Genomic DNA, 26,233 nt, shown 5'->3' on the forward strand with positions numbered 1-26,233 from the left:
GTTCTTTCCGAAGACGAAAAAATCGGGTCTGTTCAGTTCTGTGCGGCCGGGGCTGAAGCCGTGGTGGTGGCCGGCGGCTGCCAGCCGCCACCCAGTGCGCGAGCCAGCGCCACCTGCGTGTCGAGCGCCCGCGCGGCGAGGTCGACCGCCAGGCGGCGCTGTTGCAGCACCGAGGTTTCCGCCGTCAGCACGTTGAGGTAGTTGCCAAGGCCCGCGCGGTAGCGCTGCACGGCGATGTCGTAGGCGCCTTCGGCAGCGGTCTGCGCGGCGCGCTGTTCGGTCTGCTGGCGTGCGATCGACTGCGCGCTCGTCACCTGGTCGGCGGCGTCGCGCACCGCGTCGATCACGGTGGCGTTGTAGCTTTCGATGGCCACGTCGAGGTCGGCCGACTTGCCGCGCAGGTTGGCGCGCAGCTTGCCGCCTTCGAAGATCGGCAGGCTGATGGCCGGGCCCACGCCCCACTGCTCGCTGCCCGACTTCAGCAGCTTGCCGAAGCCCAGCGCCTGGAAGCCGGCGAAGGCCGTGAGGTTCACGTTCGGATAGAACAGCGTCCTGGCATTGGCCACGTCGCTCGTGGCGGCCTCCACGCGCCAGCGCGCGGCGGCGATGTCGGCGCGGCGGCCCAGCAGGTCGGCCGGAATGTTCGCCTGCAGCGCGATCGGCTTGACCTCGCCCAGCAGCGGCGGCTTGAGCGATTGCGACACGTTGGGCTGGGCCACGAGCGCGTCGAGCGCATGCTGCTGCAGGGCGATCTGCTCGTTGAGCGATTCGATCTGCTGGCGCGCTTCGGGCAGGCCGCCTTCGCTCTGGCGCAGTTCGAGGCGGGTGTCGAGGCCGGCGGAGACGCGGTCGCGCACGAGCCTGAGCGTTTCATCGCGTTGCGCCAGGGTGCGCTTGGCCACGGTGAGCTGGTCGTTCAGGCGGGCCCACTGGAAGTAGCTGCGCGCCACGTTGCTTGCGAGCAGCACGCGGGCCGCGTCGGCATCCGCGGCGGCTGCATTGGCCGCGCCGATGGCGGTGTCGAGCGCACTGCGGTTCTTGCCGAAGAAGTCGAGCTCCCAGCTCGCGCCGAGCTGCAACAGGCCGATGTTCTGGATCGAGCCGCCCAGCGGTGCCGGGTAGATGTAGTTGCTGTTGAACTTCTGGCGGTTCAGGTCGAGCTCGCCGTTGACCTTGGGCTTGAGGGCGGCACCGGCGATGTCGGCGGAAGCCTGCGCGCGCGCGAGACGGGCCTGCGCGACCTGCAGGTTGGGGTTGCCGGCCACGGCCTGGTCGATCAGCGTGTTGAGCTGCGGATCGCCGAAGGCGAGCCACCACTGGCTGTCGAGGCGGGAGACCGGCACCGCGGCGCTGTCGGGGGCGATGCCCAGCGACGACGCGTCACGCAGCCTGGCCAGGGAGCCGATGCCGGCCATGTCGGCGCAGCCTGCCAATGCGACCACCAGCAGTGCGGCAGCCACGACGGGGGTGCGACGCAGCGCGCGCACGGCGAGGGAATCAGTCATTTTTATCTCCACGGGCCGCGAGAGCCTGTGCGTTGTCGAGGATGCGGCGCAAGTAACCCTTGAGCTGCTCCCATTCCTCGGTTGTGAAACCTGCAAGATGTTCGTTCTGCACACGGCTGAGCACGTACGGCACTTCCTTGGCGGCGGCACGGCCTTCGTCGGTGAGTTCGATGTTGACGACGCGGCGGTCTTCCAGGGAACGCACGCGGCGGCAGAGGCCCTTGGCTTCGAGGCGGTCGAGCAGGCGCGTCATGGCGCCGGTGTCGAGTTCGCAGGCGCGGGCCAGTTCGGCCACGGTGGTGGCGGCGCCGACGTGCAACTTGTACAGCGGCACCCATTGCGGATAGGTCGGCCCGCCGGGCTCGCACATGCGGGTTTCCACTGCCTGCCCTACTGCCGTCACGATGCGGCGCATCAGGTAGCCGATGCTGTCTTCGGCCAAGTACGTCTCCGCTCGGTAGAAAACAGGCGGGCGACGCTCTGCGCCGGCGGAGGCAGGCACAGCTTCTGGGGTGTTTGCATCGCTCATGGGCAAAATATTAGCTGCCGAGGCAATTATTGTCAAGGCTGCCTTTGTAGGGGCAAGGGTTCGGTAGAATCGCCCGATGGCTTCTACCCCTCCGTCTTCCATGGCCAAGGGCTCGCCCCGGTCGCTGTCGGGCCTGAGCCCTTTTCTTCGCCCCTACCGGGTCCAGATCGTCCTGGCGGGGGTGTTTCTGGTGATGGCAGCAGTCACGACGCTGGCTTTCCCTATCGCCTTGCGCAGCCTGATTGACGGTGGCTTCGTCAACCCCGACAAGGGCGCGCAGACCATGGCGCTGCGCGACCACTTCGGTGCCCTCTTCGCAGTGGCCGTGGCGCTGGGTCTTTTCTCCGCCGCGCGCTTCTATACGGTGAGCTGGCTGGGCGAGCGCGTTACCGCGGACATCCGCAATGCAGTCTACGGACATGTGCTGAAGCAGAGCCCGGCGTTCTTCGAGACCACGCAGACCGGCGAAGTGCTCTCGCGTCTCACGGCCGACACCACGCTGGTGCAGACGGTCGTCGGCTCCTCGCTCAGCATGGGCTTGCGCAACGCGGTGATGGGCGTGGGCGCGCTGGCGGTGCTGGTCTGGACCAATCCTTATGTGATGGTGCAGGTGCTGGGCATCCTGGTGCTGGTGGTGCTGCCGAGCATGTGGTTCGGCCGCCGCGTGCGCAAGCTGTCGCGCGCCAGCCAGGACCGCGTGGCCGATTCGAGCGCCATCGCCGCCGAAGTGCTGAACGCGATTCCCGTGGTGCAGAGCTACACGGCCGAGGACCGCGAAGCCTCGCGCTTCAACGGCTCGACCGAAAACGCCTTCCGCACTGCGGTGCGCCGCACCAAGGCGCGCTCCGTGCTGGTGGCGTTCATCATCATCGCCACCTCGGCTGCGCTGCTCTGGGGCCTGTACCAGGGCACGCAGGCGGTGCTGCGCGGCGACATCACGGCCGGCCACCTGGGCCAGACGGTCGTGTACGTCGCCATTCTTGCCAGCGCCACCGCGGTGCTCGGCGAGGTCTACGGCGACCTGCTGCGCGCAGCCGGCGCCACCGAGCGCCTGATGGAGCTGTTGCATGCGCCCGCCGCCATCGTCTCCCCGGCCAACCCGACGGTCACGCCGGTGCCTGCCGCCGGCAGCGCAATCTGCTTCGATGCGGTGACCTTCCATTACCCCTCGCGGCCGGGCACCCCGGCGCTGCGCGACTTCAGCCTCGACATCGCGCCGGGCGAAACGGTGGCGCTGGTCGGCTCGAGCGGTGCCGGCAAGAGCACGGTGTTCCAGCTACTGCTGCGCTACTACGACCCGCAGTCCGGCCGGCTGATGCTCGACGGCGCGCCGCTGGCGTCGCTCGCCCTGCCCGACCTGCGCACCCGCATCGGCCTGGTTCCGCAGGATGCGGTGATCTTCTCGGCCAGCGCGTTCGAGAACATCCGCTATGGCCGCCCGGAAGCCACCGCAGAAGAAGTGCACGCAGCCGCCCGTGCCGCTTTCGCCCACGACTTCCTGCAGGCCCTGCCCGAGGGCTACGACACATTCCTGGGCGAGCGCGGCGTGCGCCTGTCGGGCGGGCAGCGCCAGCGCATCGCGATCGCGCGGGCCATGCTCAAGAATCCGCCGCTGCTGCTGCTCGATGAAGCCACGAGCGCGCTCGACGCGGAGAGCGAGCGCATGGTGCAAGCCGCGCTCGAATCAGCGATGGAAGGCCGCACGACGCTCGTGATTGCGCACAGGCTGGCAACGGTGCAGAAAGCCGACCGCATCATCGTGCTGGACCACGGCGGCATCGTCGAACAGGGAACGCACGCGACGCTGGTGGCGCAAGGCGGCGTGTATGCGCGCCTCGCGGCGCTCCAGTTCACGGCCTGAGCAGGCCGCTTGCTGCTACTGCAGCGTTTCCTTCAGCGCGGCGGGAATCGGCAGCGCCATCACCGGAATGCCCTCGTCGAGCAGCGCTTCGGTCTGCTCGGGCGTCGCCTGCCCGCGGATGCCGCGCTCACGGGCTTCGCCGTAATGCATCTTGCGAGCCTCGTCGGCAAAGCGCTCGCCGACGTCTTCGGTCTTGGCCAGCACCTCGCGCACGGCGCGCATCCAGCGGGCTTCAGGCGAGAGTTCGGCGGGAGCGTTCTGGGCGACAGCCGCGGGCGCCGCGGCTTCCGGCGCCTTGGCATTGCCCAGGTTCAGTCGCGGTGCGCTCAGCAGCTTGACGATGGCGGTGTCGCCGCAGACCGGGCATTCGACCAGCCCGCTAGCCAGTTGGCTGTCGAAGGCTTCGTTGGACGCGAACCAGCCTTCGAAGCCGTGGCCGTGTGCGCAGCGTAGATCGAGAACCTTCATGCGCGGATTATCCCGCGCCGCCTTGGGAGCCCAGGGCCGTCCAGTCCAGTGCCCATGCGCCCGAAATGACGTTCTGCAGCCACAGGGTGCAGGTCAGCGTCTTGGCATCGGTGACGGTGCCGTCGCGGCACCAGCCGGCCAGCTCTTCGGGCGTGGCCGTGAACACGTCGAGGAACTCGCCGTGGTCGAGCTGGCGTTCGCCGAGCGAAAGGCCGCGCGCGAAATAGATGTGGATGATTTCCGTCGAGTACGCCACCGCCAGGTGCATGGCGCCCGCATGCGCCCATTCGCGCGCGGTGTAGCCCGTTTCCTCGAGCAGCTCGCGCTTGCCGCAGACGAAGGGGTCTTCGCCCGCGTCGAGCTTGCCGGCCGGGAACTCGACCATCACATGGCCGACGGGGTAGCGGAACTGGCGCTCGAGCACCACACGGCCGTCGTCCAGCATCGGAATCACCACCACCGCGCCGGGATGCACCACGTACTCGCGCGTAGCGGTGTTGCCGTCGGGCAGGCGAATGGTGTCGCGCTTGGCCTTCAGGAAGTTGCCCCTGAAGAGTTCTTCGCTCTTCGTGAGTTCTTCCCTCAGGTGCGAATCGGAGGTGGAAGATGCAGTCATGTCGTCAGTGCCTGTGTTTCATCAGGTAGCGCCAGGTGAACCCCGGAAAGGCGAGCACGATGAACAGCGAGCCCGTCACCGCGTAGAACTCCCAGCCCTGCGCCGCGATCTGCCCTGCCCTGCGCTCGAACAGCAGCCCGATGCCACCGGCCAGAAAGTACAAGACCACCAGTTCGGCAAGGCGTACCGCGAGCGACTTGGGATTCGTCGGCAGCGGCACGACGCCGAACAGGCGGTCGTTGAGGAACGGCAGGTTGGCGGCCAAGAGGGCCACCAGCAACACGACCCAGACAGACGCGGTTTGCGACACCCGAGGTCGGCCGCGTCAGTGGGCCAGCGTGGCCACGATCGCGTCGTAGCAGAGCGTCATCAGTCCGCCGGGCACGATGCCCAGGATCAGGATCAGCGCGCCGTTGATGGTCAGCACGGTGCGCACATCGCGCGGTGCAGACACGGTGGTGGCCGTGACAGGTGCGTCGAAGTACATGACCTTGACCACGCGCAGGTAGTAGAACGCGCCGATCAGCGACATCATCACCGCGAACACCGCCAGGCCGATGTAGATGGCGTGGCCCGAGGCGATCAGCGCCTGCAGCACCGCCAGCTTGGCGTAGAACCCGACCAGCGGCGGCAGACCGGCCAGCGAGAACATCGCGATGGCCATCACGCCTGCGTACAGCGGGCTGCGCTGGTTGAGGCCGGCGAGATCGGTGATCTCTTCGCTCTCGAAGCCTTCGCGTGCCAGCAGCAGGATGATGCCGAAGCTGGCCAGCGTGGTCAGCACATAGGTCACGATGTAGAACATCGAGGCGCTGTAGGCGTACTGGGCGTTGTAGGTGCCCTGCTGGTCCGAGCCGGCGACCAGGCCGAGGAGCATGAAGCCCATCTGCGAGATCGTCGAATACGCCAGCATGCGCTTCAGGTTGCTCTGCGCGATGGCCGCCAGGTTACCGACCAGCAGCGAGGCGATGGCGAGCACGGCCAGCATCTGCTGCCAGTCGATGGCCAGCGGCTGCAGCGCGTCGACCAGCAGGCGGATGATGATGGCGAAGGCAGCCAGCTCAGGCGCGGCGCCGATCAGCAGCGTGATCGCGGTCGGTGCACCCTGGTAGACGTCGGGCACCCACATGTGGAACGGCGCTGCGCCCACCTTGAATGCCAGGCCGGCCACGATGAACACCAGGCCGAACACCAGCACCTGGTGGTTCACCTTGCCACTCGCGATGGTCTTGAAGACTTCGTTGACGTCGAGCGAGCCGGTCGCTCCGTACATCATCGACAGGCCGTACAGCAGGAAGCCGCTGGCCATGGCGCCAAGCACGAAGTACTTCATGGCGGCTTCGCTGGCCACCGCGTTGTCGCGGCGCAGCGCCACCAGCGCGTAGCTCGACAGCGTGAGCAGTTCGAGGCCCAGGTAGATCAGCAGGAAATTGCTGCCCGAGATCATCACGAACATGCCCAGCAGCGCGAACATGCTGATGGTGAAGAGTTCACCGCCGCGCAGCATCTCGCGGTCGCCCGCATAGGGGCGGCCATAGACCAGCGTGACCATCAATGCCACGGTGGCGAAGCACTTGAGCCAGTTGCCCATCGGGTCGCTGACGACCATGCCGCCGAAGCCGTAGGCGGTCTTGCCGTCGTAGGCCTGGAGGCCCGACAGCACGGCGACCACGGCCAGCGTGAGCAGCGTCAGCACATAGGTGCGGGTACGGCGCGGGCTCGTGTCCGACAGGTCGACCAGTGCAATGATGCAGGTCATGACCAGCAACACGATTTCAGGGTAGATCGTGACCCAGCTGATTTTGTCAATCATCTCGTTCTCTTCTTCAGCGTGGCATCAGGAGGGCAGCTTGGAAACTGCCACGTGGCGCAGGAGCTCGGTCACCGAGGCATCCATTGCATCGGTGAAGGGCTTCGGATACAGGCCCATCCACAGCACGGCAATTGCCAGCAGGGCCAGCATCAGGAATTCGCGGGCATTGATGTCCTTGAGTTCCTTGACGTGGTCGTTGCCGACCGGGCCGAGGTACACGCGCTTGTACATCCACAGGGTGTAGGCCGCGCCGAAGATCAGTGCGGTGGCAGCGCCAAGGCCGATCCAGAAGTTGGCCTTCACGGCACCCAGGATCACCATCCACTCGCCCACGAAACCGGCGGTGCCCGGCAAGCCGCAATTGGCCATGGCGAACAGCAGCGCGAACGCGGCGAACTTGGGCATGGTGTTGACCACGCCGCCGTAGTCGGCGATCTGGCGCGAGTGCACGCGGTCGTACAGCACGCCGATGCCCAGGAACATGGCGCCCGACACGAAGCCGTGGGCGATCATCTGCACGATGCCGCCGGACACGCCGAGCTCATTGAAGATGAAGAAGCCGAGCGTCACGAAGCCCATGTGGGCGACCGACGAGTAAGCCACCAGCTTCTTCATGTCCTGCTGCACCAGCGCAACCAGGCCCACGTAGATCACTGCGATCAGCGACAGCGCGATCATGAGCCAGGCCCATTCGTGCGAGGCGTCAGGCGCGATCGGCATGGAGAAGCGCAGGAAACCGTAGGCACCCAGCTTCAGCATGATCGCGGCCAGCACGGCGGAGCCGCCGGTGGGCGCCTCGACGTGCACGTCAGGCAGCCAGGTGTGCACCGGCCACATCGGCACCTTCACGGCAAAGGCGGCGAAGAAGGCAAAGAACAGGAAGGTCTGCGCGGTCGAACCCAGCGGCAGCTTGTGCCAGGCCAGGATGTCGAAGCTGCCGCCCGACTTGTTGTACAGGAAGATCAGCGCCACCAGCATCAGCAGCGAGCCGAGCAAGGTGTACAGGAAGAACTTGAACGCCGCGTAGATCTTGTTCGGGCCGCCCCAGATACCGATGATCAGGTACATCGGGATCAGCGTGGCTTCGAAGAACACGTAGAACAGCACGCCGTCGAGCGCGGAGAACACGCCGATCATGAAGCCCGACAGGATCAGGAACGCGCCCATGTACTGGTTCACGCGCTCGGTGATCACTTCCCAGGCGGAAATGACGACGATGACCGTGATGAACGACGTCAGCAGCACCAGCCAGAGCGACAAGCCGTCGACCCCGAGGTGGTAGTTGACGTTGAAGCGAGCGATCCAGCTCGTCTTCTCGACGAACTGCATGGCAGCGGTTCCGTTCTGGAAGCGCGTGAACAGCGGCACCGTGACCAGGAAGCTCACGATGGCACCGACGAGCGCGACCCAACGAACGCCCCTGGCGTGCTCGTCACGGCCAAACGCCAGCAGCACGGCGCCGAATGCGATCGGCACCCAGATGGCAAGGCTCAACAAACCCATTTTTCTTTTTCTCCAGCGCTTAGGCTCAGCGTTTGAACCAGACGAAGTACGTCATCAGGACGAAGATGCCGAGCAGCATCGCGAAGGCGTAGTGATAGATGTAGCCTGACTGCATCCAGCGCACCACACCCGAAATCCGGCCGATCACTTTCCACGAACCGTTCACGACGGCACCGTCGATCAGGGCCTGGTCGCCGCCCTTCCACAGGCCGGTGCCGAGGGCACGGGTGGCGCGGGCGATGACGTTCTCGTTGAACCAGTCCATGTAGTACTTGTTCTCGAGCAGGCGGTAGATCGGGCCGAAGGCACGCTTGATGGCGGCCGGCAGCGCCGGGTTGATCATGTACATGTACCAGGACAGGACCACGCCGGCCAGCGCCAGCCAGAACGGCGCCGTCGTCAGGCCGTGGATGGCCATGGCCACCGGACCATGGAAGCCCTCTTCCAGCTCCTTCATGGCGTGGTGCTTGGCACCGTCCACGAAGATCGCGTTCTTGAAGAACTCGCCGAACAGCATCGGCTCGATCGTCATGAAGCCGATCACCACCGAGGGAATGGCCAGCAGCACCAGCGGCAGCCAGACGACCCAGGGCGACTCATGCGGCTTGTGGTCGTGATGGCCATGGCCGTGGTCGTCGTGCCCATGGTCGTCATGGTGTGCGTCGGGGTTCTGGTCGTAGCGTTCCTTGCCGTGGAAGACCAGGAAGTACATGCGGAACGAATAGAACGCCGTGATGAACACGCCGGCCAGCACCGCGTAGTACGCGAAGTTCGCGCCCCACAGGTGGCTTTCGTGCACCGCTTCGATGATGCTGTCCTTCGAGTAGAAACCGGCGAAGAACGGCGTGCCGATCAGCGCGAGCGAACCCAGCAGCGAGGTGATCCAGGTGATGGGCATGTACTTGCGCACGCCGCCCATCCAGCGGATGTCCTGGTTGTGGTGCATGCCGATGATCACCGAGCCTGCGCCGAGGAACAGCAGCGCCTTGAAGAACGCGTGCGTCATCAGGTGGAACACCGCGACCGAGTAGGCCGAGGCACCCAGCGCCACCGTCATGTAGCCGAGCTGCGAGAGCGTCGAGTACGCGACCACGCGCTTGATGTCGTTCTGGATGATGCCCAGGAAGCCCATGAACAGCGCGGTGATGGCACCGATCACGAGGATGAAGCTCAGGGCCGTGTCGCTCAGCTCGAACAGCGGCGACATGCGCGCCACCATGAAGATGCCGGCGGTCACCATCGTTGCAGCGTGGATCAGCGCGGAGATGGGCGTCGGACCTTCCATCGAGTCGGGCAGCCACACGTGCAGCGGGAACTGCGCGCTCTTGCCCATCGCGCCGATGAACAGGCAGATGCAGATCACGGTGATGAGCATCCACTCGGTGCCCGGGAACGTGATGCCGGCCAGCGTGCCTGCCTTGGCGAAGGCTTCGGTGTAGTTCAGCGTGCCGGCATAGGCAGCGATCAGGCCGATGCCCAGGATGAAGCCGAAGTCGCCCACGCGGTTGACCAGGAAGGCCTTCATGTTCGCGAAGATCGCGGTCGGCTTGTTGAACCAGAAGCCGATCAGCAGGTATGACACCAGGCCCACCGCCTCCCAGCCGAAGAACAGCTGGAGCATGTTGTTGCTCATGACGAGCATCAGCATCGAGAAGGTGAACAGCGAGATGTACGCGAAGAAGCGGTTGTAGCCGTCGTCTTCTTCCATGTAGCCGATGGTGTAGATGTGGACCATCAGCGACACGAAGGTCACGACGCACATCATCATGGCGGTGAGGCCGTCGACCATGAAGCCGACTTCCATCTTCAGGCCGCCCACGACCATCCACTCGTAGAGGGTGGCGTTGAAGCGGGCACCGTCGACGATCACGCTCTTGAGCGTCATGGCCGAGATGATGAAGGCGACCAGCACGCCCAGGATGGTGAGCGAGTGCGTGACCTTGCGGCCGATGTGATTGCCGCCGAACTTGGTGCCGAACAGGCCGGCAATGGCTGCGCCGACCAGGGGTGCCAGGGGCACGGCCAGCAAGGTGGATGCGGAAAGGGTTGCGCTCATGTTGCTGTCAACCCTTGAGCGAGTTGAGTTCGTCCACGTTGATGTTCGACTTGTTGCGGAACAGCAGAACCAGCAGCGCCAGCCCGATGGCCGACTCGGCCGCTGCCACCGTCAGGATGAAGAACACGAAGATCTGTCCGTGCATGTCGCCCAGGAAGTGGGAGAACGCCACGAAGTTCATGTTGACCGCCAACAGCATCAGCTCGATGGCCATCAGCAGAACGATCAGGTTCTTGCGGTTCAGGAAGATGCCGATCACGGAGAGCGCGAAGAGCATCGCGCCGAGCGAAAGAAAGTGTCCGAGCGTGAGCGTCATGCCTTGTTTTCCTTTGCCGCGTCCGCAGTTGCTGCTTCAGCCACCGGTTCGGCTGCGCGCGTCGCGGGCATCTGCACGATGCGCACGCGGTCACCCGCCTTCACGCGAACCTGGTCGGCCGGGTTGGTGTACTTGCTGTCCTTGCGAGTGCGCAGGGTCAGAGCAATGGCGGCCACGATGGCCACGAGCAGGATGACAGCAGCAATTTCGAGCGGATACAGATATTGCGAGTACAGCAGCTTGCCGAGTTCGAGCGTGTTCGAACTGTCGGCAGCCATGGCCCCGGTGGTGACGCGCGCTTCGCCGAGGCGGAAGCCGCCCATCAGCACGGCTGCCATTTCGAGCGCGATCAGCGCGCCTACGCCCGCTGCCAGCGGAAAGTGCTTCCAGAAGCCCTCTCGCAGGCTGTCGACGTTGATGTCCAGCATCATCACGACGAACAGGAACAGCACCATCACGGCGCCGACATACACCAGCACCAGCGAGATCGCGAGGAACTCGGCGCGCAGCAGCAGCCAGATGGCCGAGGCCTGGAAGAAAGCCAGCACCAGGTACAACGCGGCGTACACGGGGTTGCGGGAAGTGATGACACGGAACGCTGCGAACAGCAGCACCGCGGCAAACAGATAGAACAGACCGGTCTTGACGTCCATTGGAATTCGAATTGGTACGGGGTTCGGGCTGGTCGGATCAGCGGTACTTGGCGTCGGCCGCCTTGTTCGCTGCAATTTCTTTTTCGTAGCGATCGCCAACGGCCAGCAGCATGTCCTTGGTGAAATACAGGTCGCCGCGCTTTTCGCCGTGGTACTCGAAGATGTGCGTCTCGACGATCGAGTCCACCGGGCAGCTTTCTTCGCAGAAGCCGCAGAAGATGCACTTGGTCAGGTCGATGTCGTAGCGCGTGGTGCGGCGCGAGCCATCGTCACGCACATCGGATTCGATGGTGATGGCCAGCGCCGGGCAGACGGCTTCGCAGAGCTTGCAGGCAATGCAGCGCTCTTCGCCGTTTTCGTAGCGGCGCAGTGCATGCAGACCGCGGAAGCGCGGCGACAGCGGCGTCTTCTCTTCGGGGAACTGCACGGTGATCTTGCGGGCGAAGGCGTACTTGCCGGTGATGGCCAGACCCTTGAACAACTCGAACAGCATGAAGCTGCCCAGGAAGTCCTTGAGCGAGAACGGCGCGGACGGTGTTGCGGTGTGCGCAGCAGACATGATTGTTGGCGCTTCCTGTTATTTCCAGATGTTGAATGGCGTCTGCATCCAGCCACCGACCACGACCAGCCACACGAGGGTGACGGGAATGAAGATCTTCCAGCCCAGACGCATGATCTGGTCATAGCGGAAGCGCGGGAACGTCGAGCGAACCCACAGGAACATGGTGACCACGCAGAAGGTCTTCGCGCCCAGCCAGATCCAGCCCGGAATGAAGCTCAGGAACTCGAACGGGGGCAGCCATCCGCCGAGGAACAGCACCACGGTCAGGATCGAGACGAGCCACATGTTGGCGTACTCGGCAAGGAAGAACATCGCGAAGCTCATGCCCGAGTACTCGATCATGTGGCCGGCAACGATTTCGGACTCGCCTTCCACCACGTCGAACGGGTGGCGGTTGGTTTCGGCCAGGCCCGAAATGAAGTACACGACGAAGATCGGCAGCAGCGGCAGCCAGTTCCACGACAGGAAGCCGACGCCCATGTTGGCGAACATGCCCTTGCCCTGAACATTCACGATCTCGCTCATGTTCAGGCTGCCGGTGACCATCAGCACCACGACGAAGCAGAAGCCCATCGCGATTTCGTAGCTCACCATCTGTGCCGAGGCGCGCAGCGCGCCCAGGAAGGCGTACTTCGAGTTCGAGGCCCAGCCGGCGATGATCACGCCGTACACCTCGAGCGAGGTGATGGCCATCACGAAGAGCAGGCCGGCATTGATGTTGGCCAGCGCCACGTCAGGACCGAAGGGAATCACGGCCCATGCGGCGAGCGCCGGCATGATGGTCATGATCGGGCCCAGCAGGAACAGGCCCTTGTTGGCGACCGTCGGAAGAATGATTTCCTTGGTCATCAGTTTGAGCGCGTCGGCGATCGGCTGGAGCAGGCCCAGCGGGCCGATGCGGTTCGGGCCGATACGGATCTGCGTGAAGCCGATGGCCTTGCGCTCCCACAGCGTGAGGTACGCCACGGCCAGCATCAGCGGGATCACGACGACGATGATCTTGATCAGCGTCCAGACCACGGGCCAGACCACGCCGGTCCACCAGCCTGCGGCAACCAGCCCCTGGCCGAAGCCATGAATGGTGTCGACGATCATGCCAGTGCCTCCTCGGCACGAGCCGTCACGTTCGAACCAGCCGATGCGTTGCGCGCGTCGGCGGTCAGTTGCAGCGAAGGCGCGCGGCGCACGATCGAGTCGAGCTGGTAGATGCTCGCAACCACGGGCGCGGCAACCACGCCGCTGGAAGCGACTGCATTGGCGGAGGTCGCGTTGCTCAGTGCGTTCGCGGGCACGGCACCCTTGTCACCCACGGTGGCCAGCACTTCGGCGGTCGATTCGAACGCGAAGCCTTGCAGGCCCAGCAGGTTGGCCAGCACGCGCAGCACCTTCCACGCCGGACGCGTTTCGCCTTGCGGCTTCACGACGGCATGGAAACCTTGCAAGCGGCCTTCGGCATTGACGAAGGTGCCAGGGGTTTCGGTGAACGGAGCGATCGGGAGCAGCACGTCGCTGAACTCGAGGTTGGCCTTGAACGGGCTGAGCGTGACGACCATTTGCGCATTGCCGATGACATCGGCAGCGGCCTTGCCGGCAGCCGAGTCGAACACCGGCTCGGTGTTCAGCAGCAGCACGGCCTTCAGGCCGGAGCCCGCGGCGAGCATGCGGCCGGCATCGAGGCCGCCGTTCTTCGGGAACGCACCGACGAGCTGCGCGCCCACGGTGTTGGCGGCTTCGGTCAGGTAGCCGACGGTGGCGCCGGTTTGCGCGCCGATCCAGTTCGCCAGCGCCAGCAGGCTGCTGGCTTGGGCGTGGTGGGCGGCGGCGTTGCCGAGCAGCACGGCCTTGCGTTCGCCGCTGAGCAGCGAGGCCGCGATGGCCTTGGCAGCGGCGTCCGGTGCAGTCTTCGGAGCCAGCGGCGCGGCTGCGCCATTGGTCTCGCCGATGGCAGCAGCCACGGCGGCCAGCGCCTCGACCCACTGGTCGGCTTCGACGATGGACGACTGCGCCACGTCGATGGCCCAGGCGTTGCGGTCGGCCATGAGGCTGGCCGAGGTGATCACCGACAGCGCGGCGCCCTTGCGCACGGCCTGGCGGATGCGCTGTGCGAACAGCGGATGTTCCTTGCGCAGGTTCGAGCCCACGACCAACGCGCGCTGCACTTGCGTGAGCGAGGCGATCGAGGTGCCGAGCCAGCGCACGCCTTCGAACGCCGTGAATTCGGCGTTGCGCAGGCGGTAGTCGATGTTGTCGCTGCCGAGTTCACGCGTAAGCATGGTGGCGAGCTGCAGCTCTTCGAGCGTGCTGTGCGGGCTGACCAGCGTGCCGATGCTCTGCGCGCCATGGTCGGCCTTGATCTGCTTGAGGCCGTTGGCGACGTACTCGAGCGCCGTCTGCCAGTCGACCTGCTGCCATTGGCCGCCCTGCTTCAGCATGGGCTGCGTCAGGCGTTCCGTGCCGTTGAGCGCTTCGTACGAGAAACGGTCACGGTCGGCGATCCAGCATTCGTTGACGTCTTCGTTCTCGAGCGGCACCACGCGCATCACGCGGTTGTTTTTGACCTGGACGATCAGGTTGGCGCCGGTGGAATCATGCGGGCTCACCGACTTGCGGCGCGACAGTTCCCAGGTGCGGGCGCTGTAGCGGAACGGCTTGCTCGTGAGCGCGCCGACCGGGCAGATGTCGATCATGTTGCCCGACAGCTCGGAGTCGACCGAGTCGCCGACGAAGGTCTCGATTTCGGAGTGTTCGCCGCGGTGCGACATGCCGAGCTCCATCACGCCGGCCACTTCCTGGCCGAAGCGGACGCAGCGCGTGCAATGGATGCAGCGGCTCATTTCTTCCATGCTGATCAGCGGGCCGACGTCCTTGTGGAACACGACGCGCTTTTCTTCCTCGTAGCGCGAGGAAGAACCGCCGTAGCCCACGGCCAGGTCTTGCAACTGGCATTCGCCGCCCTGGTCGCAGATGGGGCAATCCAGCGGGTGGTTGATCAGGAGAAACTCCATGACCGACTGCTGCGCCTTGATGGCCTTCTCGCTCTTGGTGCGAACGATCATGCCTTGCGTGACGGGCGTGGCGCAGGCCGGCATCGGCTTGGGCGCTTTTTCCACGTCGACGAGGCACATGCGGCAGTTGGCCGCAATGCTGAGTTTCTTGTGATAGCAGAAGTGCGGGATGTACGTGCCCGCCTTGTCGGCAGCATGCATCACCATGCTGCCCTCGGTCACTTCGACCTTCTTGCCGTCGAGTTCGATTTCGATCATGAGTATGTTTCTTCTCGCGCTCAGGCCTTGACGGGCGCCGTCGGAACGTGGCCCGGAATCAGGGCTTCGAACTCGTGACGGAAATGCTTGATCATTGCGCGCACAGGCATGGCCGCGGCATCGCCGAGCGCGCAGATGGTGCGGCCCATGATGTCGCCGGCAACGGAGTCCAGCAGTTGCATGTCGCTGGGCTTGCCCTGACCGTTATGGATGCGGTCCACCACGCGGTAGAGCCAGCCCGTGCCTTCACGGCACGGCGTGCATTGACCGCAGGACTCGTGCATGTAGAAGTACGAGAGGCGCTTGAGCGACTCGACCATCGAACGGCTGTCGTCCATCACGATCACCGCGCCCGAGCCCAGCATGGAGCCGGCCTTGGCGATGGAGTCGTAGTCCATGGTGCAGGCCATCATGATGTCGGCCGGCAGCACCGGCGCCGACGATCCGCCGGGAATCACTGCTTTCAGCGTGCGGCCCTTGCGCACGCCGCCAGCCAGCTCGAGCAGCTTGGAGAACGGCGTGCCCATGGGCACTTCGTAGTTGCCGGGCAACTCGACGTCGCCGCTCACCGAGTAGATCTTGGTGCCGCCGTTGTTCGGCTTGCCGCATTCGAGGTAGGCCGGACCGCCGTTGCGGATGATCCAGGGCACCGCCGCGAAGGTCTCGGTGTTGTTGATGGTGGTCGGCTTGCCGTACAGGCCGAAGCTGGCCGGGAACGGCGGCTTGAAGCGCGGCTGGCCCTTCTTGCCTTCGAGCGATTCGAGCAGCGCGGTTTCTTCGCCGCAGATGTAGGCGCCGAAGCCGTGGGCGGCATGCAACTGGAAGTTGTACGTGCTGCCCATGATCTTGTCGCCGAGGTAGCCGGCGGCGCGCGCTTCTTCGAGGGCTTCCTCGAAGCGGTCGTAGGTCTGGAAGATCTCGCCGTGGATGTAGTTGTAGCCCACGCTGATGCCCATCGCATACGCGGCGATGGCCATGCCTTCGATCACGATGTGCGGGTTGAACTGCAGGATGTCGCGGTCCTTGCACGTACCCGGCTCGCCTTCGTCCGAGTTGCAGACGAGGTACTTCTGGCCCGGGAACTGGCGGGGCATGAAGCTCCACTTCAGGCCGGTCGGGAAGCCCGCGCCGCCACGGCCGCGCAGGCCCGAGGCCTTGACTTCGGCGATCACCTGGTCGGGCGTGAGGCCCTCGGTGAGGATCTTGCGCAGGGCCTGGTAGCCGCCGCGCGCCTCGTAGTCGGCCAGACGCCAGTTGGTGCCGTCGAGGCCCGCATAGATCTGCGGCTCGATGTGGCGGTCATGGAAACAGGTCTGGACGCCCGTTGCCTGGAACTGCTGAAGCACTTGTTCGGGTGACATCACGAAGCCTCCCCCTTGGCGGCCGGCGCGGCATTGCGCAGCCCGTCGATGAGCTGGTCGAGCTTTTCGTTGCTCATGAAGCTGCACATGGTGCGGTCGTTGACCAGCATCACGGGCGAGTCGGCGCACGCGCCGAGGCATTCGCTCTGCTGCAGCGTGAACAGGCCGTCGGCCGTGGTCTCGCCCATCTTGATGCCGAGCTTCTTCTCGAGGTGCACGAGGGCCGTGACGCCGTCACGCAGCTGGCAAGGCAGGTTGGTGCACACGTTGAGCTTGAACTTGCCAACCGGGTGCTGGTTGTACATGTTGTAGAAGGTCGTCACTTCGTGCACGGCGATGGGCGCCATGCCGAGGTACTCGGCAATCTCGCGCTCGCGCTGCAGGCTGACGAAGCCTTCGTCCTGCTGGACGATGGCCAGGCAGGCCATCACCGCGGATTGCTTGCCTGCTTCGGGGTACTTGGCCACCTCGCGAGCAAAGCGCTCAAGGATCGCCGGCTGCAGAGGGGAAGAAGGCGCCGAAGGCGCCGTGTCATGGTGGGTCGAGGAAGTCATTCGCTCTTTCTCACCTGTCGATCTCGCCGAACACGATATCCATCGTGCCGATCACCGCGACAGCGTCGGCGATCATGTGACCGCGCGACATTTCGTCGAGGGCGGCGAGGTGCGGGAAACCAGGGGCGCGGATCTTCAGACGGTACGGCTTGTTGGCGCCGTCGCTCACGAGATAGATGCCGAACTCGCCCTTCGGATGCTCGACGGCTGCATACGCCTCGCCTTCGGGCACGTGGAAGCCTTCGGTGAAGAGCTTGAAATGGTGGATCAGCTCCTCCATGTTCGCCTTCATCGATTCGCGCGCGGGCGCGGCGACCTTGTGGTTGTCGGTGATGACAGGACCAGGGTTGGCGCGCAGCCAGGCCGAGCACTGCTGGATGATCCGGTTGGCCTGGCGCATCTCTTCGACGCGCACCAGGTAGCGGTCATAGCAGTCGCCAGTCTTGCCGACCGGCACGTCGAACTGCATGCGCTCGTACACGTCGTAGGGCTGCTTCTTGCGCAGGTCCCACTCGATGCCCGAACCACGCAGCATGGGGCCGGTGAAGCCGAGGTTCAGCGCGCGCTCCGGCGTGACAACGCCGATGCCCACGGTGCGCTGCTTCCAGATGCGGTTGTCGGTGAGCAGCGTCTCGTACTCGTCGACCATCTTCGGGAAGCGCTTGCAGAAGTCGTCGACGAAGTCGAGCAGCGAGCCCTGGCGGTTCTCGTTGAGCTTCTCGATCGCCTTCGCGTTCTTGATCTTGCTGACCTTGTACTGCGGCATCGCGTCCGGCAGGTCGCGATAGACGCCGCCCGGACGGAAGTACGCCGCGTGCATGCGCGCGCCGGACACGGCCTCGTACATGTCGAACAGGTCTTCGCGTTCACGGAAGCAGTAGATGAGCATGTTCATCGCGCCGCAGTCCAGACCGTGCGCGCCGAGCCACAGCAGGTGGTTCAGCAGGCGGGTGATCTCGGCGAACATCACGCGGATGTACTGCGCACGCTCCGGCACCTCGAGACCCATCATCCGCTCGATGGCCAGGCAATAGGCGTGCTCATTGCTCATCATCGACACGTAGTCGAGACGGTCCATGTACGGCAGGGACTGGATGAAGGTCCGCGATTCGGCGAGTTTCTCGGTCGCGCGATGCAGCAGGCCGATGTGGGGATCGGCGCGCTGAATGACTTCGCCGTCCAGTTCGAGCACCAGGCGCAGCACGCCGTGTGCCGCCGGATGCTGGGGACCGAAGTTGAGTGTGTAGTTCTTGATTTCGGCCATATCAGTCAGTGCAAACCGCCGCCGTAGTTATCTTCGCGGATCACGCGCGGGGTGATTTCTCGCGGCTCGATCGATACCGGCTGGTAGACGACGCGCTTCTGTTCTTCGTCGTAACGCATTTCGACGTGACCCGACACCGGGAAGTCCTTGCGGAACGGGTGGCCGATGAAGCCGTAGTCGGTCAGGATGCGGCGCAGGTCGTCATGCCCTTCGAACACGATGCCATAGAGGTCGAACGCTTCGCGCTCGAACCAGGTCGCGGCATTCCAGACAGGCTGCAGCGAATCGACCACGGGCAGGTCTTCGTTCGGCGCGAACACCCGGAGGCGCACGCGCTGATTGAGGCTCACGGAAAGCAGGTGCGTAACGACGCCATAGCGCTCGCCCTGCCACTCGCCTTCGCGGTAGTCGGAATAGTCCATGCCGCAGAGGTCGATCAGTTGCTCGAAACGGCAGCCGGGCGCGTCGCGCAGCAGCAGCGCGGCGTCGATGTAGTCGGTCGAATCGACCACGACGGTCACCTCGCCGAGTGCGATCGTCACGCTTTTGGCCTTGTCGCCGAGCGTCTCGGCGATGGTGGCGCGCAGCACCTCCGGCGAAATTGCAAAGTCAGTCATCGTCGGCAATCTCTCAGGCGCGGGCAATGGTGTTGGTGCGGCGAATCTTCTGCTGCAACTGGATCACGCCGTAAAGCAGAGCTTCGGCGGTGGGCGGGCAACCCGGCACATAGACGTCGACCGGCACGATGCGGTCGCAGCCGCGCACGACGGAATAGCTGTAGTGGTAGTAGCCGCCGCCATTGGCGCACGAGCCCATCGACAACACCCAGCGCGGTTCGGGCATCTGGTCATAGACCTTGCGCAATGCCGGAGCCATCTTGTTGCACAGCGTGCCGGCCACGATCATCAGATCGGACTGGCGCGGACTGGGACGGAACAGCATGCCGAAACGGTCGATGTCGTAGCGGGCAGCACCCGCGTGCATCATTTCCACGGCACAGCATGCGAGGCCGAACGTCATCGGCCAGAGAGATCCGGTCTTCGCCCAATTCACGACCGAGTCATAGGTCGTGGTGACGAAACCTTCTTTGAGAACGCCTTCAATGGCCATTGTGTAGCTTCCTTGTCATTCCCAGTCGAGCGCGCCTTTTTTCCACTCGTAGGCGAAGCCCACGACGAGGATGGCGAGAAAGATCATCATGGCCCAGAAGCCGACAGCACCGATCTCCTTGAGCGCAATGGCCCACGGAAAGAGAAAGGCAATTTCGAGATCGAACAGGATGAAGAGAATCGCGACGAGGTAATAGCGCACGTCGAACTTCATGCGCGCATCCTCGAAGGCTTCAAAGCCACACTCGTAGGGAGCGTTCTTTGCGGCGTCGGGCCGATTGGGGCCGAGAATGTATCCGATGACCTGAGGGGCGACGCCTACGCCGACTCCGACCAAAATGAACAAAAGGACGGGGAGGTAGGAGTCGAGATTCATCGAGAGTTTTTCACCGCTTGCCACCGGCAAGAAGAACCTCTGGATGAGGCTTTCTGCCGATGAGATTTGGTGCGGTCGGCGAGACTCGAACTCGCACAGCTTTCGCCACTACCCCCTCAAGATAGCGTGTCTACCAATTTCACCACGACCGCGGTATTTACTGTTCGGATGGCATGAGGTACCTGCAACAGGTATTTGGCTTTCCGAACAGATTTAGAGTTTACCCTGAAAACGAGCCGTTTTTCACTGACAGCTCATGAAAACGAGTTGATTACTTGCTGGGAATCTGGCCGGGCGCTGGAGCGGGCGTGGCAGGAGCCGACGCAGGGGCTGCAGGAGCGGCTGCACCAGGGATTTCGCCGACTGCAGGAGCAGCAGGCGCAGCGGGTGCAGCAGGCGTTCCGACAGCAGCGCGCTCGAGCAGGCTGCCACCACCAGCAGGACGCGAATGGCTGAAATAGGCCAGCAGCAACGTGCATGCGAAGAACACCGCGGCAAGCACCGCCGTGGTGCGCGACAGGAAGTTCGCACTGCCGCTCGCACCGAACAGGCTGCCGGCACTGCCGCTGCCGAAAGCAGCGCCCATGTCGGCTCCCTTGCCGTGCTGGATCAGGATCAGGCCGATCATGACCAGGGCTGCCAGCATCTGCACGCCGACCAGAAGGTTGAGGACCACATTCATTCGTTCTTACTCCTAATTGATTGCCACCGTTGCCCGCGTTCAGCGAGCAGCGGCAGAGATGATCTGCAAAAAGTCGGGCGCCTTCAGCGACGCGCCGCCGATGAGGCCGCCGTCGATGTCGGCCTGTGCCAGCAGTTCCGCGGCGTTCGCCGCGTTCATGCTGCCGCCGTAGAGGATATTGATGGCAGCAGCGTGCTCGCTCGCTGCGTGATGCAACTGCGCGCGCAACACGGCATGCACTGCCTGGGCCTGCTCCGGCGTGGCCGTCTTGCCTGTGCCGATGGCCCAGACAGGTTCGTAGGCCACGACGATCTCGCTGATGCAATGGCCGTTCACATGGATGACCGCCGCCAGCTGACGCTTGACGACCTCTTCGGTCTGCCCTGCTTCGCGCTGTGCCAGCGTTTCGCCGACGCAGACGATCGGCGTGATGCCGTTGGCCATTGCGGCAGCGGTTTTCGCAGCCACGGCCTCATCGGTCTCGCCGTGATACTGGCGACGCTCCGAGTGACCGACGATTGCGTAGCGCACGCCGAAATCCTTCAGCATCGCCGCCGACTGCTCGCCGGTGAATGCACCTTGGGGATGCGCCGAAATGTCCTGCGCACCCAATGCCAATGCGGGCGAGCCCGCCAGCAGCGATTGCAGTTGCGCGAAGTACGGTGCGGGCGCGCACAGCGCCACGTCGCACGCGGCCGGGCTAGCAGCCAGGCCTTGCTGAAGCGCCTTCACCAGCGCCTCGTTGGCAGCCAGGCTGCCATTCATCTTCCAGTTGCCGGCGATCAGTTTCTTCTTGGTTGTCATCGCGTTCTTCTCGTCACCATGTCAGCACGATCTTGCCGATGTGCTGGTTCGATTCCATCAGCGTGTGAGCCTGGGCGGCGCCGCTCGGTTCACCCGCTGCCGCAAAAGTACTGTGGATCACGGGCTTGATCGCGCCGCTCTCGAGCAGCGGCCAGACCTTTTCGCGCAGCGCCTTGGCAATGGCGCCCTTGAATGCCACCGGCCGCGGACGCAGCGTCGAGCCGGTGATCGTGAGGCGCCTGCGCAGCACGAGGCCCGCATTGATCTGGCTCTTCACGCCGCCCTGCACCGCAATGATCACGAGCCGGCCGTCTTCGGCCAGGCACTCGATCTCGCGCGCCACGTAGTCGCCGGCGACCATGTCGAGCACCACGTCCACGCCCTTCCCGTCCGTGAGCTTCTTCGCCTCTTCGACGAAGTCGCTCGTGCGGTAGTTGATGGCATGGTCCGCGCCCAGCTTCTTGCAGGCTTCGCACTTGTCGTCGCTGCCGGCCGTGACGATCACGGTCGCACCGAGCGCCTTGGCGATCTGGATCGCCGTCACCCCGATGCCGCTCGAGCCGCCCTGGATCAGAAGCGTTTCGCCCTTCTGCAGTCGGCCACGCTCGAACACGTTGCTCCAGACGGTGAAGAAGGTCTCCGGCAGCGAAGCCGCCTCGACATCGCTCCAGCCCTTGGGCACCGGCAGGCATTGCGCGACAGGCGCCACGCACAGCTGCGCATAGCCGCCGCCCGCAATCAGCGCGCAGACACGGTCGCCGACCTTGAAGCCCGCCTCGGCCAATGCCGCGGCATCGCCCGACACGATCTCGCCGGCCACTTCGAGGCCCGGCAGATCGGATGCGCCCGGAGGCACCGGATAATTGCCCATCCGCTGCAGCACGTCGGGGCGATTGACACCACTCGCCGCAACGCGGATGAGCAATTCGCCAGCGCCGGCAACCGGATCGGGGCGCTCCGCCACGCGCAGCACCTCGGGGGCGCCGAACGAAGTGATTTCAATGGCTTTCATGGTCTTTCGGCCTCCTGCGCCCGCAGATGGGGCGAAGCTTGCTGTTCAAAAGATGGCAACGGCGGCACCGGACCGCCGTTGCGCCCTTCTTACTCCTGAGGCTCGCGCGGGGCTTGCTGTTGCTGCTCGCCAGCCGGAGCCTGCGGCTGCTCGTTGCGCGGTTGCTGCTGCTGGTCGTTGAAGCGCGGTGCGCGCTCACCACGATCACCACCGCGGTCGCCGCGGTCGCCACGGTCCGAACGCTCGCGGCGCTCGCCACCACGGTCACCGCGATCGCCACGGTCTTCACGCGGCGGGCGCTCGCTGAATTCCATGCCGGCCGGACGCTCGGTCAGGGCCTTCATGGACAGCTTGACGCGGCCCTTTTCGTCGGTCTCGAGAACCTTGACCTTCACGATCTGGCCTTCGCTCAGATAGTCGGTCACCTTCTCGACGCGCTCGTGCGCGATCTGGCTGATGTGCAGCAGGCCGTCCTTGCCGGGCAGCAGGTTGATGAGCGCGCCGAAGTCCAGGATCTTGGTGACCGGGCCTTCGTAGACCTTGCCGATTTCGACTTCGGCCGTGATCTGCTCGATGCGCTTCTTGGCCAGCTCGGCCTTTTCCGGATCGGTCGAGGCGATGGTGATGGTGCCGTCTTCGTCGATGTTGATCGTCGTGCCGGTTTCTTCCTGCAGGCCACGGATGACCGAGCCGCCCTTGCCGATCACGTCGCGGATCTTCTCGGGGTTGATCTTCAGCGTGGTCAGGCGCGGAGCGAAGCTGGAGACTTCGGCCTTGGCCTCGCCCATGGCTTCCTGCATCTTGCCCAGGATGTGCATGCGCGCTTCCTTGGCCTGCGCCAGTGCGACCTGCATGATTTCCTTGGTGATGCCCTGGATCTTGATGTCCATCTGCAGCGCGGTGATGCCGTTGGTGGTACCGGCAACCTTGAAGTCCATGTCGCCCAGGTGATCTTCGTCGCCCAGGATGTCGGTCAGCACCGCGAAGCGGTTGTCTTCCTTGATCAGGCCCATGGCGATGCCGGCCACGTGCGCCTTCATGGGCACGCCGGCGTCCATCATCGAGAGGCAGCCACCGCACACCGATGCCATCGACGACGAGCCGTTCGACTCGGTGATTTCCGACACCACGCGAACCGTGTACGGGAACTCTTCCTTGCTCGGCAGCACGGCGACCAGGGCGCGCTTGGCCAGGCGGCCGTGGCCGATTTCGCGGCGCTTGGTCGAGCCCATGCGGCCCACTTCGCCGGTGGCGAAGGGAGGCATGTTGTAGTGGAACAGGAAGCGGTCTTCGTATTCGCCGGCCAGCGCGTCGATGCGCTGTGCGTCGCGTTCGGTGCCAAGCGTGGTGATGACCAGCGCCTGGGTTTCACCGCGCGTGAACAGGGCCGAACCGTGGGTGCGGGGCAGCACCGAGTTGCGGATCTCGATGGGGCGCACGGTGCGCGTGTCGCGGCCGTCGATGCGGGGCTCGCCCGACAGGATCTGGCTGCGCACGATCTTCGATTCGATGGCGAACAGCAGGTCGCTGACCTTGCCGGAGTCGAATTCGGTGCCTTCGGCCTTCAGTGCCTCGAGCACGCTGGCGTTGGCTTCGCGCAAGGCTTGCGTACGGGCTTGCTTGCTGCGAATTTGATAGACGGCGCGCAGCTTGTCTTCGGCCAGGCCCTTGACCTTGGCGACGAAGGCTTCGTCTTCGGCAGGGGCCTTCCAGTCCCACACCGGCTTGCCGGCGTCGCGCACGAGTTCATGGATTGCGTTGATCGCGACGTTGGCTTGTTCGTGGCCGAACACCACGCCGCCCAGCATGATTTCTTCGCTGAGTTGCAGGGCTTCGGATTCGACCATCAGCACGGCGGATTGCGTGCCGGCGACGACGAGGTCCATCTGCGAATCCTTGCGGGCGGTCTGGCCCGGATTCAGCACGTACTGGCCGTTGATGTAGCCCACGCGGGCCGCACCGATCGGGCCGTTGAACGGCACGCCGGAGATCGACAGCGCGGCGCTCACGCCGATCATGGCGGCGATGTCGGCGTCGACTTCGGGGTTGAGCGAGATCGTGTGGATGACCACATGCACTTCGTTCAGGAAGCCTTCGGGGAACAGCGGGCGGATCGGGCGGTCGATCAGGCGGCTGGTCAGCGTTTCGTGTTCGCTGGGCTTGGCTTCGCGCTTGAAGAAGCTGCCGGGGATCTTGCCGGCGGCGTAGGTCTTCTCGATGTAGTCGACGGTCAGCGGGAAGAAGTCCTGGCCGGCCTTGGCCGACTTGGAAGCGACCACGGTCGCGAGGATGACGGTGCCGTCGATGTCGACGAGCACGGCGCCGCTGGCCTGGCGGGCGATTTCACCCGTTTCCATGACGACGGTCTTGTCGCCCCACTGGAACGACTTGGTGACTTTGTTGAAGAGGCTCATGTTTTGCTCCTGTTTTGATAGCGGACTACACAGAATCCGCAAGAGACGGAGGCTTCTCAGAACACGATGCCATTCCAGCGAAGCTCGGGGAGAACTTCATTGGAATGACACAGCTTCGCTCTGTTTTGGCACTCCGAAAGTGGATCGCGAAGTAAAAAACGCCTGAGCTAGCGGACTAACCCAGGCGTTTTTTCATGCGATTTGGTTTACTTGCGCAGACCCAGCTTGGCGATCAGCGCGGTGTAACGGTCGGCGTCCTTGGACTTGAGGTAGTCGAGGAGCTTGCGGCGGCGGCTCACCATGCGCAGCAGGCCGCGGCGACCGTGGTGGTCCTTGGCGTGCGTCTTGAAGTGGGGGGTGAGCTCGTTGATACGGGCGGTCAGCAGTGCGACTTGCACTTCAGGGCTGCCGGTGTCGTTGGCGGCGCGGGCGTTGTCTTTGACGACTTCGGCCTTGATGGAGGCTGCGATCATGTTGATTTCCTTGTTCCGGGATGTTTGACTTGCGGTGTGCGCTGGAACTGCACCCACCGTGCGCCTTGCGGCATGCAAAGCCTCGGGATTATAGCTCGACGACTTTCACCGGGCTTTCATGCCCCCTGGAACCCCTTCCATCGAGGGAAGCCAGCCCCACCGCGCCCAGAACGCAGACGCCCCCGGCAATCTGGGCCGGGCTGATGCTTTCGCCCAGCCAGAGCGCCGCCAGCACAAGCGCCGAGACCGGCAGGATGGCCGTGAACAGCGCCGCCTCCGCCCCGCGCAACCGGGACGAGCCGGCGAACCACAGCACGAAGCCCAGCACGGTGGGCACCAGCGCGTAGTACGCGACACCGGCCAGCGCCTGCATCGGCAAGGCATGCTCCCAGGCTCGCTCGAACAGGGCCGGAACCAGCGACAGCAGCAGTCCGAAGGCGGCCATCAGCGTCGAGAGCGCCAGCGGGCGCACCGGCACCCGCAGCCGCTTGTTGAGCAGGATGAACATCGCCTCGCAGACGACCGCGCCCAGGACCAGCAGGTTGCCCAACAAGGCGGCGGGAGATTTCGAGTCCCCCGCCGAAACGGCTCCTGCCCCGGGCCAACTGATCGCCAGCACCCCGGCCGTCGCCAGCGCGATGCTGCCCACCAGGTAGCGTCCCGGCCGCTCGCGCAGCGCAATCACTGCCACCAGCGCCGCCACCGCCGGCAAGGTGCCCGCCACCACACCCGCACTGGCCGCCGGCGCCCAGCGCACGCCCATGATCAGCAGCACGGTGTACCCGACACTGCCCAGCCCCGCCTGGCACAGCAGCAGCGCCATGTCGCGCCGGCCGGGCATCGGCCACGGGGTGCGGGTCAGCCGCATCAGCAAGAGGAACACCGGCAGTGCCATCGCGAACCGCAGCGCGGTCGCGGTGAAAGGCGGCAGCCCGCCCGCGATGACCTTGCTCGCCACCACAGTGCTGCCTACCGTGACCATCGCCAGCGCGCACAGCGCCATGCCCTTCGACCGTTCCGACATGCCAGACCCTTCGCT

26 protein-coding genes and 1 tRNA gene are annotated in these 26,233 nt (G+C 64.6%); 1 reads left to right on the forward strand and 26 read right to left on the reverse strand.

The genetic code is table 11. The features are described from left to right. Positions 1-32: 32 nt before the first annotated feature. Both ACWV14_RS21115 and ACWV14_RS21120 read right to left on the reverse strand, forming a co-directional pair. Positions 33-1,505, reverse strand: a complete 1,473-nt coding sequence (locus tag ACWV14_RS21115) for an efflux transporter outer membrane subunit (protein ID WP_454903521.1) — start codon at positions 1,503-1,505, stop codon at positions 33-35. Beyond that, positions 1,498-2,034: a MarR family winged helix-turn-helix transcriptional regulator gene (locus tag ACWV14_RS21120; protein ID WP_454903523.1), complete on the reverse strand. Its 537-nt coding sequence runs from the start codon at positions 2,032-2,034 to the stop codon at positions 1,498-1,500. Before ACWV14_RS21120 ends, ACWV14_RS21115 begins: the two co-directional genes overlap by 8 nt. A gap of 76 nt (positions 2,035-2,110) precedes the next feature. Here ACWV14_RS21120 and ACWV14_RS21125 point away from each other — a divergent pair, with 76 nt between their 5' ends. Further along, on the forward strand, positions 2,111-3,895 hold the full coding sequence (locus ACWV14_RS21125) for an ABC transporter transmembrane domain-containing protein (RefSeq protein WP_454903524.1): 1,785 nt from the start codon (positions 2,111-2,113) through the stop codon (positions 3,893-3,895). A 15-nt stretch (positions 3,896-3,910) separates the two neighbouring features. On the opposite strand, the gene ACWV14_RS21130 is transcribed toward ACWV14_RS21125, so the two are convergent. The 24 genes from ACWV14_RS21130 to ACWV14_RS21245 form a co-directional block, all read right to left on the reverse strand. Continuing rightward, on the reverse strand, positions 3,911-4,363 hold the full coding sequence (locus ACWV14_RS21130) for a DUF1178 family protein (RefSeq protein WP_422087329.1): 453 nt from the start codon (positions 4,361-4,363) through the stop codon (positions 3,911-3,913). Positions 4,364-4,370: 7 nt separating this feature from the next. Beyond that, the gene (locus ACWV14_RS21135; protein ID WP_454903525.1) at positions 4,371-4,979 is read right to left on the reverse strand and encodes an NUDIX domain-containing protein; all 609 of its coding nucleotides are present in this window, start codon (positions 4,977-4,979) and stop codon (positions 4,371-4,373) included. A 4-nt stretch (positions 4,980-4,983) separates the two neighbouring features. Continuing rightward, positions 4,984-5,289: a DUF2818 family protein gene (locus ACWV14_RS21140; protein WP_454903527.1), complete on the reverse strand. Its 306-nt coding sequence runs from the start codon at positions 5,287-5,289 to the stop codon at positions 4,984-4,986. A gap of 15 nt (positions 5,290-5,304) precedes the next feature. Continuing rightward, the gene (nuoN, locus tag ACWV14_RS21145) at positions 5,305-6,792 is read right to left on the reverse strand and encodes an NADH-quinone oxidoreductase subunit NuoN (protein WP_422087332.1); all 1,488 of its coding nucleotides are present in this window, start codon (positions 6,790-6,792) and stop codon (positions 5,305-5,307) included. A gap of 24 nt (positions 6,793-6,816) precedes the next feature. Further along, the gene (locus tag ACWV14_RS21150; protein ID WP_422087333.1) at positions 6,817-8,295 is read right to left on the reverse strand and encodes an NADH-quinone oxidoreductase subunit M; all 1,479 of its coding nucleotides are present in this window, start codon (positions 8,293-8,295) and stop codon (positions 6,817-6,819) included. Between the two features lie 25 nt (positions 8,296-8,320). Continuing rightward, entirely contained in the window at positions 8,321-10,351 is a 2,031-nt protein-coding gene (nuoL, locus tag ACWV14_RS21155; RefSeq protein ID WP_454903530.1) for an NADH-quinone oxidoreductase subunit L, read from the reverse strand. 7 nt (positions 10,352-10,358) lie between these two features. Further along, a complete protein-coding gene (gene nuoK, locus ACWV14_RS21160) occupies positions 10,359-10,667 on the reverse strand; it encodes an NADH-quinone oxidoreductase subunit NuoK (RefSeq protein ID WP_019653383.1) in 309 nt (102 codons plus the stop codon). Beyond that, positions 10,664-11,320, reverse strand: coding sequence for an NADH-quinone oxidoreductase subunit J (locus tag ACWV14_RS21165; protein WP_454903531.1), 657 nt, complete (start codon positions 11,318-11,320; stop codon positions 10,664-10,666). Before ACWV14_RS21165 ends, nuoK begins: the two co-directional genes overlap by 4 nt. A 37-nt stretch (positions 11,321-11,357) precedes the next feature. Beyond that, a complete protein-coding gene (gene nuoI, locus ACWV14_RS21170) occupies positions 11,358-11,879 on the reverse strand; it encodes an NADH-quinone oxidoreductase subunit NuoI (protein WP_042579825.1) in 522 nt (173 codons plus the stop codon). Between the two features lie 18 nt (positions 11,880-11,897). Next, positions 11,898-12,977: an NADH-quinone oxidoreductase subunit NuoH gene (gene nuoH, locus ACWV14_RS21175; protein WP_409195238.1), complete on the reverse strand. Its 1,080-nt coding sequence runs from the start codon at positions 12,975-12,977 to the stop codon at positions 11,898-11,900. Beyond that, on the reverse strand, positions 12,974-15,145 hold the full coding sequence (gene nuoG / locus ACWV14_RS21180) for an NADH-quinone oxidoreductase subunit NuoG (RefSeq protein ID WP_454903532.1): 2,172 nt from the start codon (positions 15,143-15,145) through the stop codon (positions 12,974-12,976). Before nuoG ends, nuoH begins: the two co-directional genes overlap by 4 nt. A gap of 20 nt (positions 15,146-15,165) precedes the next feature. Then, positions 15,166-16,506, reverse strand: coding sequence for an NADH-quinone oxidoreductase subunit NuoF (gene nuoF / locus ACWV14_RS21185; protein ID WP_106934983.1), 1,341 nt, complete (start codon positions 16,504-16,506; stop codon positions 15,166-15,168). Further along, on the reverse strand, positions 16,506-17,060 hold the full coding sequence (locus ACWV14_RS21190; protein WP_454903534.1) for an NADH-quinone oxidoreductase subunit NuoE family protein: 555 nt from the start codon (positions 17,058-17,060) through the stop codon (positions 16,506-16,508). Before ACWV14_RS21190 ends, nuoF begins: the two co-directional genes overlap by 1 nt. Positions 17,061-17,070: 10 nt before the next feature. After that, complete coding sequence (locus ACWV14_RS21195; RefSeq protein WP_422087339.1) at positions 17,071-18,324, reverse strand: NADH-quinone oxidoreductase subunit D; 1,254 nt, start codon at positions 18,322-18,324, stop codon at positions 17,071-17,073. A 5-nt stretch (positions 18,325-18,329) separates the two neighbouring features. Then, positions 18,330-18,941, reverse strand: a complete 612-nt coding sequence (locus ACWV14_RS21200; RefSeq protein ID WP_422087340.1) for an NADH-quinone oxidoreductase subunit C — start codon at positions 18,939-18,941, stop codon at positions 18,330-18,332. Between the two features lie 13 nt (positions 18,942-18,954). Next, complete coding sequence (locus tag ACWV14_RS21205; RefSeq protein WP_007837763.1) at positions 18,955-19,434, reverse strand: NuoB/complex I 20 kDa subunit family protein; 480 nt, start codon at positions 19,432-19,434, stop codon at positions 18,955-18,957. Positions 19,435-19,449: 15 nt separating this feature from the next. After that, entirely contained in the window at positions 19,450-19,809 is a 360-nt protein-coding gene (locus ACWV14_RS21210; protein ID WP_012748607.1) for an NADH-quinone oxidoreductase subunit A, read from the reverse strand. Positions 19,810-19,876: 67 nt separating this feature from the next. After that, positions 19,877-19,961, reverse strand: a tRNA-Leu gene (locus ACWV14_RS21215). A 119-nt stretch (positions 19,962-20,080) separates the two neighbouring features. After that, positions 20,081-20,491, reverse strand: a complete 411-nt coding sequence (gene secG, locus ACWV14_RS21220; RefSeq protein ID WP_454903536.1) for a preprotein translocase subunit SecG — start codon at positions 20,489-20,491, stop codon at positions 20,081-20,083. Between the two features lie 39 nt (positions 20,492-20,530). Beyond that, positions 20,531-21,295, reverse strand: coding sequence for a triose-phosphate isomerase (gene tpiA, locus ACWV14_RS21225; RefSeq protein ID WP_454903537.1), 765 nt, complete (start codon positions 21,293-21,295; stop codon positions 20,531-20,533). A gap of 13 nt (positions 21,296-21,308) precedes the next feature. Next, positions 21,309-22,307: an NAD(P)H-quinone oxidoreductase gene (locus ACWV14_RS21230; protein ID WP_454903539.1), complete on the reverse strand. Its 999-nt coding sequence runs from the start codon at positions 22,305-22,307 to the stop codon at positions 21,309-21,311. Positions 22,308-22,396: 89 nt separating this feature from the next. After that, positions 22,397-24,721, reverse strand: coding sequence for a polyribonucleotide nucleotidyltransferase (gene pnp, locus ACWV14_RS21235; RefSeq protein ID WP_454903540.1), 2,325 nt, complete (start codon positions 24,719-24,721; stop codon positions 22,397-22,399). Between the two features lie 206 nt (positions 24,722-24,927). Further along, positions 24,928-25,194: a 30S ribosomal protein S15 gene (gene rpsO, locus ACWV14_RS21240; RefSeq protein ID WP_007837783.1), complete on the reverse strand. Its 267-nt coding sequence runs from the start codon at positions 25,192-25,194 to the stop codon at positions 24,928-24,930. Positions 25,195-25,282: 88 nt separating this feature from the next. Continuing rightward, entirely contained in the window at positions 25,283-26,218 is a 936-nt protein-coding gene (locus ACWV14_RS21245) for a DMT family transporter (RefSeq protein ID WP_454903542.1), read from the reverse strand. Positions 26,219-26,233: the final 15 nt, after the last annotated feature.

It is taken from the genome of Variovorax durovernensis (assembly GCF_977011995.1).

Coding starts and splice junctions, on each gene's coding strand:
- ACWV14_RS21115 (WP_454903521.1), bottom strand. CDS start 1,505: ATGACTGATTCCCTCGCCGTGCGCGCGCTGCGTCGCACCCCCGTCGTG.
- ACWV14_RS21120 (WP_454903523.1), bottom strand. CDS start 2,034: ATGAGCGATGCAAACACCCCAGAAGCTGTGCCTGCCTCCGCCGGCGCA.
- ACWV14_RS21125 (WP_454903524.1), top strand. CDS start 2,111: ATGGCTTCTACCCCTCCGTCTTCCATGGCCAAGGGCTCGCCCCGGTCG.
- ACWV14_RS21130 (WP_422087329.1), bottom strand. CDS start 4,363: ATGAAGGTTCTCGATCTACGCTGCGCACACGGCCACGGCTTCGAAGGC.
- ACWV14_RS21135 (WP_454903525.1), bottom strand. CDS start 4,979: ATGACTGCATCTTCCACCTCCGATTCGCACCTGAGGGAAGAACTCACG.
- nuoN (WP_422087332.1), bottom strand. CDS start 6,792: ATGATTGACAAAATCAGCTGGGTCACGATCTACCCTGAAATCGTGTTG.
- ACWV14_RS21150 (WP_422087333.1), bottom strand. CDS start 8,295: ATGGGTTTGTTGAGCCTTGCCATCTGGGTGCCGATCGCATTCGGCGCC.
- nuoL (WP_454903530.1), bottom strand. CDS start 10,351: ATGAGCGCAACCCTTTCCGCATCCACCTTGCTGGCCGTGCCCCTGGCA.
- nuoK (WP_019653383.1), bottom strand. CDS start 10,667: ATGACGCTCACGCTCGGACACTTTCTTTCGCTCGGCGCGATGCTCTTC.
- ACWV14_RS21165 (WP_454903531.1), bottom strand. CDS start 11,320: ATGGACGTCAAGACCGGTCTGTTCTATCTGTTTGCCGCGGTGCTGCTG.
- nuoI (WP_042579825.1), bottom strand. CDS start 11,879: ATGTCTGCTGCGCACACCGCAACACCGTCCGCGCCGTTCTCGCTCAAG.
- nuoH (WP_409195238.1), bottom strand. CDS start 12,977: ATGATCGTCGACACCATTCATGGCTTCGGCCAGGGGCTGGTTGCCGCA.
- nuoG (WP_454903532.1), bottom strand. CDS start 15,145: ATGATCGAAATCGAACTCGACGGCAAGAAGGTCGAAGTGACCGAGGGC.
- nuoF (WP_106934983.1), bottom strand. CDS start 16,506: ATGTCACCCGAACAAGTGCTTCAGCAGTTCCAGGCAACGGGCGTCCAG.
- ACWV14_RS21190 (WP_454903534.1), bottom strand. CDS start 17,060: ATGACTTCCTCGACCCACCATGACACGGCGCCTTCGGCGCCTTCTTCC.
- ACWV14_RS21195 (WP_422087339.1), bottom strand. CDS start 18,324: ATGGCCGAAATCAAGAACTACACACTCAACTTCGGTCCCCAGCATCCG.
- ACWV14_RS21200 (WP_422087340.1), bottom strand. CDS start 18,941: ATGACTGACTTTGCAATTTCGCCGGAGGTGCTGCGCGCCACCATCGCC.
- ACWV14_RS21205 (WP_007837763.1), bottom strand. CDS start 19,434: ATGGCCATTGAAGGCGTTCTCAAAGAAGGTTTCGTCACCACGACCTAT.
- ACWV14_RS21210 (WP_012748607.1), bottom strand. CDS start 19,809: ATGAATCTCGACTCCTACCTCCCCGTCCTTTTGTTCATTTTGGTCGGA.
- secG (WP_454903536.1), bottom strand. CDS start 20,491: ATGAATGTGGTCCTCAACCTTCTGGTCGGCGTGCAGATGCTGGCAGCC.
- tpiA (WP_454903537.1), bottom strand. CDS start 21,295: ATGACAACCAAGAAGAAACTGATCGCCGGCAACTGGAAGATGAATGGC.
- ACWV14_RS21230 (WP_454903539.1), bottom strand. CDS start 22,307: ATGAAAGCCATTGAAATCACTTCGTTCGGCGCCCCCGAGGTGCTGCGC.
- pnp (WP_454903540.1), bottom strand. CDS start 24,721: ATGAGCCTCTTCAACAAAGTCACCAAGTCGTTCCAGTGGGGCGACAAG.
- rpsO (WP_007837783.1), bottom strand. CDS start 25,194: ATGATCGCAGCCTCCATCAAGGCCGAAGTCGTCAAAGACAACGCCCGC.
- ACWV14_RS21245 (WP_454903542.1), bottom strand. CDS start 26,218: ATGTCGGAACGGTCGAAGGGCATGGCGCTGTGCGCGCTGGCGATGGTC.